Here is a 12,725-nt window from a genome sequence, read left to right as displayed (position 1 = left end):
GCCAACGGACCTCTCGCACCCTCAACCCCTCATCTCTCGGACCCTCAGATCCCTAGGAGCTGTCGTGAAGGACGCCTTCGGCCTCCCCCAGTCCCTGCTCGTCCTCGGCGGTACGTCCGAGATCGCGCTGGCAACCGCACGCCGCCTGATCGCGCGCCGTACCCGCACGGTCTGGCTGGCCGGCCGCCCGTCGCCCGCCCTGGAGCAGTCCGCGGCCGATCTGCGCGCACTGGGAGCCGACGTGCACACGGTGGCTTTCGACGCGCTCGACCCCGAGTCCCACGAGGCGGCGCTCGGCAAGGTCTTCGCGGAGGGCGACATCGACATGGTGCTGCTCGCCTTCGGGATCCTCGGCGACCAGGCCCACGACGAGCGCGAGCCGTTGAGCGCCGTGCGGGTCGCCCAGACCAACTACACGGGCGCCGTGTCGGCGACCCTGGTCACCGCGAGCGCCCTCCAGAGCCAGGGCCACGGCTCCCTGGTCGTCCTGTCCTCGGTCGCCGGCGAACGGGCCCGGCGCGCCAACTTCATCTACGGCTCCAGCAAGGCCGGCCTCGACACCTTCACCCAGGGCCTGGGTGACGCCCTGCACGGCACCGGCGTCCACGTCATGATCGTCCGCCCCGGATTCGTACGGTCCAAGATGACCGCCGGCCTGGAGGAAAGCCCGCTCGCGACCACCCCGGAGGCCGTCGCGACGGCCATCGAAGTGGGCCTCCGGCGCCGCTCGGAGACGGTATGGGTCCCGGGCGCGCTCAGGCTGGTGATGTCAGCCCTACGGCACGTACCGCGAGCGATGTTCCGCCGCCTGCCGCTCTAGGTCCGCTGCGACGGGCCACCGCATTCAATGCCGCGCCCCGACACCCCCCAGGGGCGCGGGGAACTGCGCGACCAGCCACCACGAACCCGCAGACAATCAACGACCCGGCCCGCAAAGCACAAGACGGGGTCACCCCATCAGTGCCGCGGCCCGACACCCCCCAGGGGCGCGGGGAACTGCGCAACCAGCCACCACGAACCCGCAGACAATCAACGACCCGGCCCGCAAAGCACAAGACGGGGTCACCCCATGATTGCCGCGGCTCGGCAACGCCCCCTAGGGGCGCGGGGAACTGCGCGACCAACCACCACGAACCCGCAGCCGACCACCAACCGCCCCCGCCCCACCAGCGGAGCTACCCCGCTGGGATCGACCCACGCTCCACGGCCCCCGCCTGCGGCGGCACCACCGAGCCGCCGAAGGCGAAGTCCCTCAGCCTGCGCCACACGCCGTCGGCGCCCTGCTCGTAGAGGGCGAAGCCGTTGCAGGACCACGCGGCCTGGTAGTCGGCCAGCTCGTCGAAGGCGCGGTCCATCGAGGCCTCGTCGATGCCGTGCGCGACGGTGACATGCGGGTGGTACGGGAACTGCAGTTCGCGTGCGACCGGCCCGGAGTCGTGGCGGACCTGCTTCTGCAGCCACGTGCAGGCCGCGGCGCCCTCGACGACCTGCACGAAGACCACCGGCGAGAGGGGCCGGAAAGTGCCGGTGCCGGACAGCCGCATCGGGAAGGGGCGGCCGGCGGCCGCGACCTCGACGAGGTGCGCCTCGATCGCGGGCAGCAGCGAGGCGTCGACCTCCGTCGGCGGCAGCAGTGTGACGTGCGTGGGGATGCCGTGAGCCGCGGCGTCGCCGAAGCCCGCGCGCCGCTCCTGGAGCAGGCTGCCGTGAGGCTCCGGGACCGCGATCGACACGCCGATCGTTACGGTCCCCACGTCGTCTCCTGTCGTCTGTCGGTGAGCTCGCACATCGCGAGGCTCGTCCTGTTGTGAGCTCGTGCCCTGTTGGTGAGCGTGAGCGGCCGCCGATGCGGTCACTCGGCTATCGACTGTACGGCCACGGCAGTGCTGCGGGCAGGCGCAACCGTAGTGATGTGCAGCGCTGTGCGGTGGTACGGCCGTTTTCCGGTCGCCTGCCGTGGTGCGGGCTCAGTGTTTGGCGGGCAGGAAGCCCACCTTGTCGTACGCCTGGGAGAGCGTCTCCGCGGCGACGGCACGCGCTTTCTCCGCGCCCTTGGCCAGGATCGAGTCCAGCGTCTCCGGGTCGTCCAGGTACTGCTGGGTGCGCTCCCGGAACGGCGTCACGAACTCGACCATGACCTCGGCGAGGTCCGTCTTGAGCGCACCGTAGCCCTTGCCGTCGTACTTCTGCTCCAGTTCCGCGATTCCCGTCCCGGTGAGGGTCGAGTAGATGGTGAGCAGATTGCTGATGCCCGGCTTGTTCGCGACGTCGTAGCGGATGACGGTGTCGGTGTCGGTGACCGCGCTCTTGACCTTCTTGGCGGTGGCCTTGGGCTCGTCGAGCAGGTTGATGAGGCCCTTCGGCGTGGACGCCGACTTGCTCATCTTGATCGACGGGTCCTGAAGGTCGTAGATCTTCGCCGTCTCCTTGAGGATGTACGGCTTCGGGACGGTGAAGGTCTGGCCGAAGCGGCCGTTGAAGCGCTCGGCGAGGTCGCGGGTGAGCTCGATGTGCTGGCGCTGGTCCTCGCCGACCGGGACCTCGTTGGCCTGGTACAGCAGGATGTCCGCGACCTGCAGGATCGGGTACGTGAACAGGCCGACCGACGCCCGGTCCGCGCCCTGCTTGGCGGACTTGTCCTTGAACTGGGTCATGCGGGAGGCCTCGCCGAAGCCGGTGAGGCAGTTCATGACCCAGGCGAGCTGGGCGTGCTCGGGGACGTGGCTCTGGACGAAGAGCGTGCAGCGCTCGGGGTCGAGGCCGGCGGCGAGGAGCTGGGCGGCGGCGAGCCGGGTGTTGGCGCGCAGGTCCGCGGGGTCCTGCGGGAGCGTGATCGCGTGCAGGTCGACGACCATGTAGAACGCGTCGTGGGTCTCCTGCAGGGCCACCCACTGGCGGACGGCGCCCAGGTAGTTGCCGAGGTGGAACGAGCCTGCGGTGGGCTGGATTCCGGAGAGCACGCGGGGTCGATCAGAGGCCATGCTCACCATTCTCTCAGGTGTCGGGGGCCGATCCGGAACGGCACGGAAACAGATCCGACACGGGTGGGAACCGATCCAGGCCGGGCGGTGTACCAAGAATGTGAGAACGCGGGAGGGGGGCCGCATCGTCGATGAGGCCGCGGTGATCGCACGCGTACGCGCCGGAGAGCCGGAGGCGTATGCGCAGCTGGTGCGTGCCCATACGGGCATCGCGCTCAGGGCGGCTGCCGCACTCGGGGCGGGTGCGGACGCGGAGGACGTGGTGCAGCAAGCCTTCGTCAAGGCGTACTGCTCGCTGGGGCGGTTCAAGGACGGCTCGGCGTTCAAGCCGTGGCTGCTCGCGATCGTGGCCAATGAGACGAGGAACACAGTGCGCACGGCGGCCCGCCAGCGCTCACTGGCCGGGCGTGAGGCGGCGTTCGTGGAGGCCGAGCCACTGATACCGGAGTCGGCGGACCCGGCGGTGGCCGCGCTGGAGATAGAGCGCCGTGCCGCGCTGCAGTCCGCCCTGGAGAAGCTGAGCGAGGAGCATCGCCTGGTCGTGACCTACCGCTATCTCCTGGAGATGGACGAGTCCGAGACGGCCCAGGCACTGGGCTGGCCCCGGGGCACGGTGAAATCCCGGCTGAACCGCGCGCTGCGGAAGCTGGGGCGCTTGCTGCCTGACTTTCAGCCTCGGGAAGGGGGTGATGAGCATGGGTGACGGGAGGAGGCCGGACGACGGCGCCGGCCAGGGACCGTACGACGATCACGGACGGCATAGGTACGGGCGGGACGGCGCCGGGGACGGCACCGGCGCCGATCGAAGCGGTCGGGGAGCCGGAGCCACTGACGCTGGCGCCGGTGATCACGGCCGGCGCGATGCCGCCGCGGCAGGGCTGCCCGAGGAGCTGCGGGCGCTCGGACGCTCGCTGGACGCGCCGGACTCGGCGGACGGCACCGAGACGATGGTCGAGCGGGTGCTGGGGCAGATACTCGCCGAGCGCCTACCGGTTCCGGTGGCCGAGCCACCGGGCGCCGCTGAACGGCTGCGGGCGCTGCGGCGCTGGACGCGGGCGCGGTGGCGTTCGCTGACCGCGGCGCTGTGCGGCCTGCTGGCGGTGCTTGTGCTCACGCCCCCGGTGCGGGCTGCGGTGTTCGACTGGTTCGACTTCGCCGGGGTCGAGGTGCGATACGACCCGTCGGCGGCCCCCGCCCCGGGCGCCCAGGTTCCCGGCTGCGGCCGCTCGGTGTCATTCGCCGAGGCGGAGCGCCGGGCCGGGTTCGAACCCCCGGTTCCGGAGGAGCTCGGCATGCCGGACACGGTCGCGGTGACGGATGAGGCGCGGGGACGGGTCGTGGTGAGCCTGTGCTGGCACGAGGACGGGCGCACGATACGGCTGGACGAGCGGCGGGCAAGCCTGGACCCCGGCTTCGCCAAGACGGTGCGCGAACCACCGGAATGGATCGCCCTTGGTCCCGACCCCTCGAGCAACGGCGCGACCGACCCGGCCCTGTGGTTCGCGCGGCCGCACCTGCTGACCTTCTGGCTCGTGGACGCGAGCGGCCGGCGCTATGCCCACGAGGAGCGGACGGCCGGGCCGACGTTGCTGTGGACCCACAAGGCCGGGAGCGGGATCGTGACGCTGCGGCTGGAGGGCGTGGCGTCGAAGGACCGAGCGGTGGAGATCGCGCGGTCGCTCCAGAGGCCGCCCGAGGTGACCTCGAATTAGGCAGGCCCAACGTGTGAACCGGGACGACCCCATGGTCGGGACCAACCCATGGTGGAACCAACCCATGGTCGGAAAGAGCCCATGGTCGGAAAGAGCCCACGGTCGGAAAGAGCCCACGGTCGGGACGAGCCCTTGAAGGAGTCGGTCCGGAAATAGTGGGCCGAGGGTGGGAACCCCGGCGGGTCGGGCGGTGTACCAGAAGTGACATGCGGCTCGGGGACGGGCCGCACGGGGATCGCTCGGCTTGGGGGTTCGGATGTGGGGACATGAGATCGGCCGCTTCGAAGGACGGTGGCCGGGACAGGAGGCCGGCCGCTCGGGAGATCGGCCGCCTGGGTGCGAGGGCGGCCGCAGGAGCAGGTGCCGTGAACTTGCGGCCACGATCGGGGCGTTGGCTGCCACGCTCGCCCTTCTGCTGTGGGGTGCGCCTCCCGCCTCGGCCGGAGGATCGACAAGCGTCTTCCTGGCTTCCCCGGAGAGCCAGAAGACGGCTTCGCTGTACTACTCGGACGAGGAGTACGGCGAGCTGGACGGGCTGCTCGGCCCCGGGGGCAGGGGCACGCGGGACAAGCCGCCTGAGGCCGACCTCATGGCGGCCCACCAGATCAGCGTCACGTGGATGGCCCATGACGTGACGCCGTGGCGCGTCGACCGGGTCTACGAGATGGACGACGGGCGGAGCGTCTGGATACACACCGCTGTGGGCAGCAACCAGCCGACGAACGGCACCTGGCATCGCGCCGAGCAGCCGGCCCAGTTGCGCACCCTGTTCAGGGACCTTGGCCTGATGAGCAAGACCTCGGCTGGGGGTAGCGCGGAGGCCGTCCCGCCGGCGTCGAAGGCACCCGGAGAGAACGAAGGCGCGAGGGATTCGTCGGCGGGCGCTGCGACCGACACCACTGACATGGCGACCGAGGCGCCGCTGGCCCAATCAACCGGGTCGGGTGACGGGACCGACTGGTGGTGGGCACTGCCGGGCGCGGCAGCCGGAGCGGTGCTTGCGCTGGTACTGCGGCCCTTCGCCACGCGACTGTCTCTGGAGCGGCTGCGGGGTGAGCCGGGGCCCAGGCAGGAGCTGCGCGACGTGTGACGCCGGCCTGAGAAGCGGACGTCGGTCTTTGCCGCGCGGGGTTGGAGGCCCTGCCCGGCAAGGGACCGACACGGCCGGCGGGCGGACTGATGGGGCTGATGAGACGCGAGGGGGAGCAGTGGGTGCACATGGCGGAGGGCGGAGAGGGTGGCGAGCAGGCGGGTACGGCACGGCGGCGGACGTCGTTCGTCGCCGCGCGGGGCTGGAGGACCTCCCCGGCAAGGGAACGACGCGGCCGGCGTACGGCGGCGGGTACGGCACGGCGCGGCTCGCGCTGCTCGTCCCGATGGCGGCTGCGCTGGCGCTGTGCGGAACAGCGACGACCGCCGCGGCGGTGCCGGCACAGGGGCGGGATGTTCCCGATGTGGCTGTGGTCGTCGCCGGTGGCACGGGACGGACGACGACCTTGCGCTCCGGCGAGTCGGCCTTCGCCCGCCTCTGGCAATTGCTGCAGCCGACGTACGTCGGGACGGAGCGGGTGTCCGAGGCCTGGGCCGAGGGGCGTCATCCACGGATGCGCATCACGGTGATCTGGGGTCTGACCGGGATCGGTGGCTGGCCCCGGACGAACCGGCCGCCGGGAGGAGACGTGGCCATCCACCGGCAGGACCAGCTGTTCGTGGCCGGTGACGGCACGCCCTGGGTGCGCTCGGATCTCGCTCCCGACGTGGAGGACGACGACATCCGCTGGCACCGCGCGCCACGCTCCGTCTTCGAGCGGCTGGACCTGGCAGGGCTCCTCGGCGAGACGGGGGACCAGTTCGTCGGGGCCGCTGCCGCCGGGGAGCAGCCCGGCCCGGCGATGGATGATGCCGGGTGGGCGTTGGCGGGGCTGGCCGTCGGGTTCGCGACCGGAGTGGGCGGCACGCTGCTGATACGCCGCGCGGCGGCCCGGCCGGGAGCCGGACCGCCGCGGGAGGAACCACGCCATGAGTTGATCGACCTGGATCTCTGAGAACGCCAGGAAGATGCCCCAGTGGCGTCAGCCCAGGTCGACCTCCGGGTACAGCGGGAAGCCCGCCACGAGGTCGGTGGCGCGGTGGGAGATCTCGTCGGCGAGCTTCGGGTCCAGGACGTGCTGCGCCTTGGAGGGGGCGCCCTTGCTGGTGGTGCCGGGCTCGGTGGTGGTGAGGACGCGGTCGATGAGGGCGGCGACCTCGTCCATCTCGGCGGTACCCAGGCCACGGGTGGTCAGGGCAGGGGTGCCGATGCGGATGCCGGAGGTGTACCAGGCGCCGTTGGGGTCGGCCGGGATGGCGTTGCGGTTGGTGACGATGCCGGACTCGAGGAGCGCGGCCTCGGCCTGGCGGCCGGTGAGGCCGTAGGAGGAGGCGACGTCGATCAGGTTGAGGTGGTTGTCCGTGCCGCCGGTCACGAGGGTCGCGCCGCGGCGCATCAGGCCCTCCGCCAGTGCCCGGGAGTTGTCGACGATGCGCTGGGCGTAGTCGCGGAAGGAATCCTGCCGGGCCTCGGCCAGGGCGACGGCCTTGGCTGCCATGACATGCGGGAGCGGGCCGCCGAGGACCATCGGGCAGCCGCGGTCGACCTGGTCCTTGAGGGAGTCGTCGCACAGGACCATGCCGCCGCGCGGGCCACGCAGGGACTTGTGGGTGGTGGTGGTGACGATCTGGGCGTGCGGGACGGGGTCGAAGTCGCCGGTGAGGACCTTGCCGGCGACGAGACCCGCGAAGTGGGCCATGTCCACCATGAGCGTGGCGCCGACCTCGTCGGCGATCTCGCGCATGATCCGGAAGTTCACGAGACGGGGGTAGGCGGAGTAGCCGGCGACGATGATCAGCGGCTTGAAGTCGCGGGCGGAGGCACGCAGCGCCTCGTAGTCGATCAGGCCCGTGGCGGGGTCGGTGCCGTAGGAGCGCTGGTTGAACATCTTGCCGGAGATGTTCGGGCGGAAGCCGTGGGTGAGGTGGCCGCCGGCGTCCAGGGACATGCCGAGCATGCGCTGGTTGCCGAAGGCCTGGCGGAGTTCCGCCCAGTCGGCCTCGGTGAGGTCGTTGACCTGGCGGACGCCGGCCTTCTCCAGGGCGGGGGCCTCGACGCGGGCGGCGAGGACGGCCCAGAAGGCGACGAGGTTGGCGTCGATGCCGGAGTGGGGCTGGACGTAGGCGTGGCGAGCGCCGAAGAGCTCCCGGGCGTGCTCGGCGGCGAGGGCCTCGACGGTATCGACGTTGCGGCAGCCGGCGTAGAAGCGGCGGCCGACGGTGCCCTCGGCGTATTTGTCGCTGAACCAGTTGCCCATCGCCAGGAGGGTGGCCGGGGAGGCGTAGTTCTCGGAGGCGATCAGTTTCAGCATCTCGCGCTGGTCGGCGACCTCCTGGCCGATGGCGTCGGCCACGCGCGGCTCGACGGCGCGGATCACGTCGAGGGCGGAACGGAAGGCGGTGGACTCGTTGGAGAGGGGCTCGGCTGGCATGGGGACCTCCGGACGTCGTGTGCAGCGTTCACGGTTCGGCCCAGGCGCACGGCACTCGGTGCTGGACGACGAGGTCCAGTGGGCCGCTCCCCGATGGTCGGTCCCATCTCAGCGCGCCAGTCACGGCCCGTCGATCAGCCTACCGGGCGCGCCGACGCGGCATGGTCCCGCGTCCGCCATGCGAGCAACGATAGGAAGGGGCCGCAAAGCACTCGAACGGCCAGAAATGGACAGTGGCCACGAGCCTCGTGACCGGCGGAGCGCGAGCACTCGTGGTGGCGGAAACGGAGAACCCCGTGAGCACGTCGAGCACCACCGAATCCCTGATCGCCGCGGTCGACGCGCACAGCGCCCACAACTACCACCCGCTGCCGGTCGTCGTGGCTACGGCAGACGGGGCGTGGATGACGGATGTGGAGGGGCGACGGTATCTGGATCTGCTTGCCGGGTATTCGGCGCTCAACTTCGGGCACGGCAACCGGCGGATCGTGGACGCGGCGAAGGCGCAGCTGGAGCGGGTGACGCTGACGTCGCGGGCGTTTCATCACGACCGGTTCGCCGCGTTCTGCAAGCAGCTCGCCGAGCTGTGCGGGATGGAGATGGTGCTGCCGATGAACACCGGGGCGGAGGCTGTGGAGACGGCGGTGAAGACCGCCCGGAAGTGGGGCTACCGGGTCAAGGGGGTGCCGGCGGAGATGGCGAAGGTCGTCGTCGCGGGCAACAACTTCCACGGCCGTACGACGACGATCATCAGCTTCTCCACCGACGCGGAGGCGCGGGCGGACTTCGGGCCGTACACGCCGGGCTTCGAGATCGTGCCGTACGGCGATCTGACGGCCATGCGGGAGGCGTTGACGGAGAACACGGTGGCGGTACTGCTGGAGCCGATCCAGGGCGAGGCGGGGGTGCTCGTTCCGCCGGCCGGTTATCTGCCGGCGGTGCGGGAGCTGACGCGGGAGCGGAACGTGCTGTTCATGGCGGACGAGATCCAGTCGGGGCTGGGGCGCACGGGTCGGACGTTCGCATGCGAGCACGAGGGGGTGGTGCCGGATGTGTATGTGCTCGGGAAGGCGCTCGGGGGCGGGGTCGTGCCGGTGTCGGCGGTGGTGTCGTCGGCCGATGTGCTCGGCGTGTTCCGGCCCGGGGAGCACGGGTCGACGTTCGGTGGGAATCCGCTGGCCTGTGCGGTGGCGCTGGAGGTGATCGCGATGCTGCGGACGGGCGAATTCCAGGAGCGGGCGGCACAGCTCGGCGCGCATCTGCACCGGGAGCTGGGCCTGTTGGCCGGGACCGGGCGGGTGACGGCGGTGCGGGGACGTGGGCTGTGGGCGGGGGTCGACATCGCCCGGATGTACGGCACGGGGCGGGAGGTGTCGGAGAAGCTGATGGACCGGGGTGTGCTGGTGAAGGACACCCATGGGTCGACGATCCGCATCGCGCCGCCTCTGGTGATCGGGCAGGAGGATCTGGACTGGGGGCTCGCCCAGTTGCGAGGTGTGCTCGGGATGTGACCCGGCACTGCCGGCCGTCCGGCTACAGCTACAGCTACAGCTACAGCTACAGCTACAGCAGTGTGCGGTGTGGTCGAAGATCGCGCGGGCGAGGGGCTTGGCACCGTGGATCGTCCAGGTCAGGTGGTGGTGGACGGTGGTCCGGGGAGCCGGCCCGGGCGGCAGCGGTGAGTGGTCTGGGGCCGGCGGGCGCCTTCAGAGGATCACGTGCGGGAGGAAGCGCGCGTACCCGTCCGTGATCAGGCCGGACGACTCGCGGATACCCAGGCCCGCCGACTCGTCCTCGACGACCCACGCGCCGAGGACGACGTGATTGCCGTCGAAGGCGGGGAGCGGAGCCAACTGCTGGTAACAGCAGGGCTCTTCGCGTACGGCAGGACCGGCGCCGGTGGTGATCGAGGGCATCGGCTCGTGCACGGTCACCCCGGCGCCCTCCCGGCCCAGCAGGGGCTTGGCGACGTAGCCCGTCGTCGTCGCCAGTTCCCGTGGCCCGTCGAGATGGGCGGGGAGCAGGTTCGGGTGGTCCGGGTAGAGCTCCCAGAGGATGGCGAGGAGGGCCTTGTTGCTGAGGAGCATCTTCCAGGCCGGCTCGATCCACAGCGTCGAGCCGGTGCCGCCGCCGTTGTCGAGGGTGCCGAGGACGTGGTCGGCGAAGCGGTCGGTGGTGAGCCACTCCCAGGGGTACAGCTTGAAGCAGCTGCGGATGAAGCGCAGTCGGGTGTCGACGAAGCGGCCGGAGAGGCGGTCCCAGCCGATCTCCTCCATGGAGATCCAGCCGGTGTCCAGCCCCGCCTGCTCCGCCGTCTCCTTCAGATAGGCGACGGTCATCATGTCCTCGCCGAGCTCGTCGGCGGAGGAGTACGCGAAGTACAGGGGGCTGCCGGGCGGGAGCAGGGCGGACTGTTTCTTCCAGGCGGCGACGAGGCGTTCGTGGAGGGAGTTCCACTGGTCGGCGCCGGGGAAGCGTTCCTCCATCCAGAACCACTGGGGCGAGGCGGCCTCGACGAGGGACGTGGGGGTGTCGGCGTTGTACTCCAGGAGTTTCGCCGGGCCGGTGCCGTCGTAGCGGAGGTCGAAGCGGCCGTAGACGGAGGGCAGTTCGGCGCGGCGGTGCCAGGCGTCGGTGACCGCGTGCACGATGCGCGGGTCGGTGATGCCGAGGTCGGCGAACCGGTTGTCGGCGACGATGTGCTCGGCCGCCGTCAGGCACATGCGGTGGAGTTCTTCGACGACCTCTTCCAGCGCCTCGACCTCCTCCAGGGAGAAGACGTAGTAGGCGCTCTCGTCCCAGTACGGGCGCAGGGAGTTGTCGGGGTGACGGGTAAGGGGATAGATGAGCCCCTGCTCCTCGACGGTCTGCTGCCAGCCGGGGCGGGGGGCGGTCGTGCGGCGCTCCATCGTCTACGGGTCCTGCTCAGCCGCCGCTGCTGCCCGAGCCCGAGCAGCCGAAGCCGCCGCGGTCGACGGCCTCGCCACGGCTGAAGGTGCCGTAGTCGGCGCGGCCTGCGGAGACGTCGGCGTCGTAGTACCAGGCGGCGTCCGCGCTGCCGGTCTTCTTCTTGCCGCCCTTGCCGCCCTTGCCGCTCTTGCCGTACGAGGTGCTCGAACCCGTTCCGGACTTGCAGTTCTTGTCCGCGACGACCTTGTAGCCCTCGTACGTGTAGCTGTCGCGGTCGACGCAGCGGCGGTCCGGGTCCGAGCTGCATGAGGTGAGGGCCGCGGCTATGACTCCCATGCCGCCGAGTACGACCGTGCTGGAGCGCAGCCTGCGTCGTGTTTCCGCCATGTGTGTCTCCCCCGAGATTCCAGATGTTGTACTCGTCTTTTTTCCCGTCCGGCGGACAGCCTAGAGATCGTTTCGTATGGGGCTGTCGGCGGGGCTGCCCCTTCGGTGCTCGCCTACAGTCGCTTTGTGCTGTTTGGGATGGTGTGTGCGCTGGGTGCGGCGGTCTGTTTCGGTACGGCCACCGTCCTGCAGGCGATGGCCGCGCGGACGGCGAGTGCGCAGGGCGGCCGGGGCGGCGAGGCGGGGGTGCTGCTGCGGGCGCTTCGGCAGTGGCGGTATCTGGCCGGGCTGGCCTTGGACGGGCTGGGGTTCGTGTTGCAGGTCGTCGCCCTGCGGTCGCTTCCCATCTACGCCGTCGGGGCGGCGTTGGCGTCCAGTCTCGCGGTGACGGCGGTGGTCGCGGCACGGTTGCTGCGGGTGCGGTTGCGGCGCAGTGAGTGGGCCGCGGTGGGGGTGGTGTGTGCCGGGCTCGCGATGCTGGGGCTCGCGTCGGGGGCGGAAGGGGATCGGGAGGGCTCGGATCCGCTCAGGTTCGCGATGCTCGGCGTGGCTCTGGGGGTGCTCGGGGTGGGGCTGGCCGGTGGGCGGTTGCCGGAGCGGGGGCGGGGGTTGGTGCTGGGGTTGGCCGCGGGGTTCGGGTTCGGGGTGGTGGAGGTGGCGGTGCGGTTGATCGACTCGGTGGCGGTGCCGGAGCTGTTGGCGAACCCGGCGACGTATGCGCTGTTGTTGGGCGGCGGGGCGGCGTTTCTGGCGTTGACGTCGGCATTGCAGCGGGGGTCCGTGACCACTGCGACGGCGGCGATGGTGATCGGAGAAACGGTCGGGCCGGCGCTGGTGGGGGTGGTGTGGTTGGGGGATCGGACGCGGGAGGGGTTGGCCTGGCTGGCGGTGCTGGGGTTCGTGGTGTCGGTGGTGGGGGCGTTGGTGTTGGCGCGGTTCGGGGAGGCGCCGGTTGCCTCCGGCGGGGAGGGGGAAGGGGAGGGGCGGGCCCGGGTGGCCGGCTGAGGGGGGCGCTCGTTTCGCCCCCGCCGCCCCTACCCGTCCCGTCCTTGAAGGGGCGCTGCCCCTTCGACCCCGGCCCGGGGGGGGGGGGGGGGGGGGGGGGGGGGGGGGGGGGGGGGGGGGGGGGGGGGGGGGGGGGGGGGGGGGGGGGGGGGGGCGGGGGGGGGGGGGGGCGGGGGCGCCGCGGGGCGGGACGCGAAACCCCGGGAGCG

12 protein-coding genes and 1 riboswitch are annotated in these 12,725 nt (G+C 71.3%); of the genes, 7 read left to right on the top strand and 5 right to left on the bottom strand.

Going from position 1 to position 12,725, the window contains the following annotated elements:
* The first annotated feature begins 64 nt into the window (after positions 1 to 64).
* Positions 65 to 820 carry a decaprenylphospho-beta-D-erythro-pentofuranosid-2-ulose 2-reductase gene (locus ACFY5C_RS39215; RefSeq protein ID WP_389454539.1) on the top strand — a complete coding sequence of 252 codons (756 nt, stop codon included), beginning with the start codon at positions 65 to 67 and terminating at the stop codon, positions 818 to 820.
* 355 nt (positions 821 to 1,175) lie between these two features.
* Here ACFY5C_RS39215 and ACFY5C_RS39210 read toward each other — a convergent pair whose 3' ends face one another.
* Together ACFY5C_RS39210 and trpS are read right to left on the bottom strand one after the other, a co-directional pair.
* Positions 1,176 to 1,754, bottom strand: a complete 579-nt coding sequence (locus ACFY5C_RS39210; RefSeq protein WP_389454536.1) for a 2'-5' RNA ligase family protein — start codon at positions 1,752 to 1,754, stop codon at positions 1,176 to 1,178.
* Positions 1,755 to 1,967: 213 nt separating this feature from the next.
* Positions 1,968 to 2,981 (bottom strand): tryptophan--tRNA ligase, encoded by a 1,014-nt coding sequence (gene trpS, locus ACFY5C_RS39205; protein ID WP_389454533.1) that lies wholly within the window; start codon positions 2,979 to 2,981, stop codon positions 1,968 to 1,970.
* Positions 2,982 to 3,123: 142 nt separating this feature from the next.
* On the opposite strand from trpS, the gene ACFY5C_RS39200 reads away from it, so the two are divergent.
* From ACFY5C_RS39200 to ACFY5C_RS39185, 4 genes are all read left to right on the top strand, one after another.
* Positions 3,124 to 3,684 carry an RNA polymerase sigma factor gene (locus tag ACFY5C_RS39200; RefSeq protein WP_389454530.1) on the top strand — a complete coding sequence of 187 codons (561 nt, stop codon included), beginning with the start codon at positions 3,124 to 3,126 and terminating at the stop codon, positions 3,682 to 3,684.
* On the top strand, positions 3,677 to 4,693 hold the full coding sequence (locus ACFY5C_RS39195; protein ID WP_389454528.1) for a hypothetical protein: 1,017 nt from the start codon (positions 3,677 to 3,679) through the stop codon (positions 4,691 to 4,693). The genes ACFY5C_RS39200 and ACFY5C_RS39195 overlap by 8 nt, the downstream gene beginning before the upstream one ends.
* A 391-nt stretch (positions 4,694 to 5,084) precedes the next feature.
* Positions 5,085 to 5,783, top strand: a complete 699-nt coding sequence (locus tag ACFY5C_RS39190; RefSeq protein ID WP_389454525.1) for a hypothetical protein — start codon at positions 5,085 to 5,087, stop codon at positions 5,781 to 5,783.
* 286 nt (positions 5,784 to 6,069) lie between these two features.
* Positions 6,070 to 6,738 (top strand): hypothetical protein, encoded by a 669-nt coding sequence (locus tag ACFY5C_RS39185; RefSeq protein WP_389454696.1) that lies wholly within the window; start codon positions 6,070 to 6,072, stop codon positions 6,736 to 6,738.
* 27 nt (positions 6,739 to 6,765) lie between these two features.
* Here ACFY5C_RS39185 and ACFY5C_RS39180 read toward each other — a convergent pair whose 3' ends face one another.
* Entirely contained in the window at positions 6,766 to 8,214 is a 1,449-nt protein-coding gene (locus tag ACFY5C_RS39180; RefSeq protein ID WP_389454522.1) for a glycine hydroxymethyltransferase, read from the bottom strand.
* 31 nt (positions 8,215 to 8,245) lie between these two features.
* Positions 8,246 to 8,348: riboswitch (ZMP/ZTP riboswitch) on the bottom strand.
* A gap of 162 nt (positions 8,349 to 8,510) precedes the next feature.
* Between ACFY5C_RS39180 and rocD the strand changes: the two genes are divergently transcribed.
* A complete protein-coding gene (rocD, locus tag ACFY5C_RS39175; RefSeq protein WP_389454519.1) occupies positions 8,511 to 9,725 on the top strand; it encodes an ornithine--oxo-acid transaminase in 1,215 nt (404 codons plus the stop codon).
* Between the two features lie 195 nt (positions 9,726 to 9,920).
* On the opposite strand, the gene ACFY5C_RS39170 is transcribed toward rocD, so the two are convergent.
* Both ACFY5C_RS39170 and ACFY5C_RS39165 read right to left on the bottom strand, forming a co-directional pair.
* Positions 9,921 to 11,123 (bottom strand): glutathionylspermidine synthase family protein, encoded by a 1,203-nt coding sequence (locus ACFY5C_RS39170; RefSeq protein ID WP_389454516.1) that lies wholly within the window; start codon positions 11,121 to 11,123, stop codon positions 9,921 to 9,923.
* 16 nt (positions 11,124 to 11,139) lie between these two features.
* Complete coding sequence (locus ACFY5C_RS39165; protein WP_389454512.1) at positions 11,140 to 11,511, bottom strand: hypothetical protein; 372 nt, start codon at positions 11,509 to 11,511, stop codon at positions 11,140 to 11,142.
* Between the two features lie 138 nt (positions 11,512 to 11,649).
* Between ACFY5C_RS39165 and ACFY5C_RS39160 the strand changes: the two genes are divergently transcribed.
* Positions 11,650 to 12,516, top strand: a complete 867-nt coding sequence (locus ACFY5C_RS39160; protein ID WP_389454693.1) for a hypothetical protein — start codon at positions 11,650 to 11,652, stop codon at positions 12,514 to 12,516.
* The last annotated feature ends 209 nt before the right edge of the window (positions 12,517 to 12,725 follow it).

Origin of the sequence: Streptomyces sp. NPDC012935 (genome assembly GCF_042900345.1) — a bacterium.
Lineage (GTDB): Bacteria > Actinomycetota > Actinomycetes > Streptomycetales > Streptomycetaceae > Streptomyces.
Note: the sequence above shows the minus strand (reverse complement) of the source record. Positions and strands in the feature narration are given on the sequence as shown.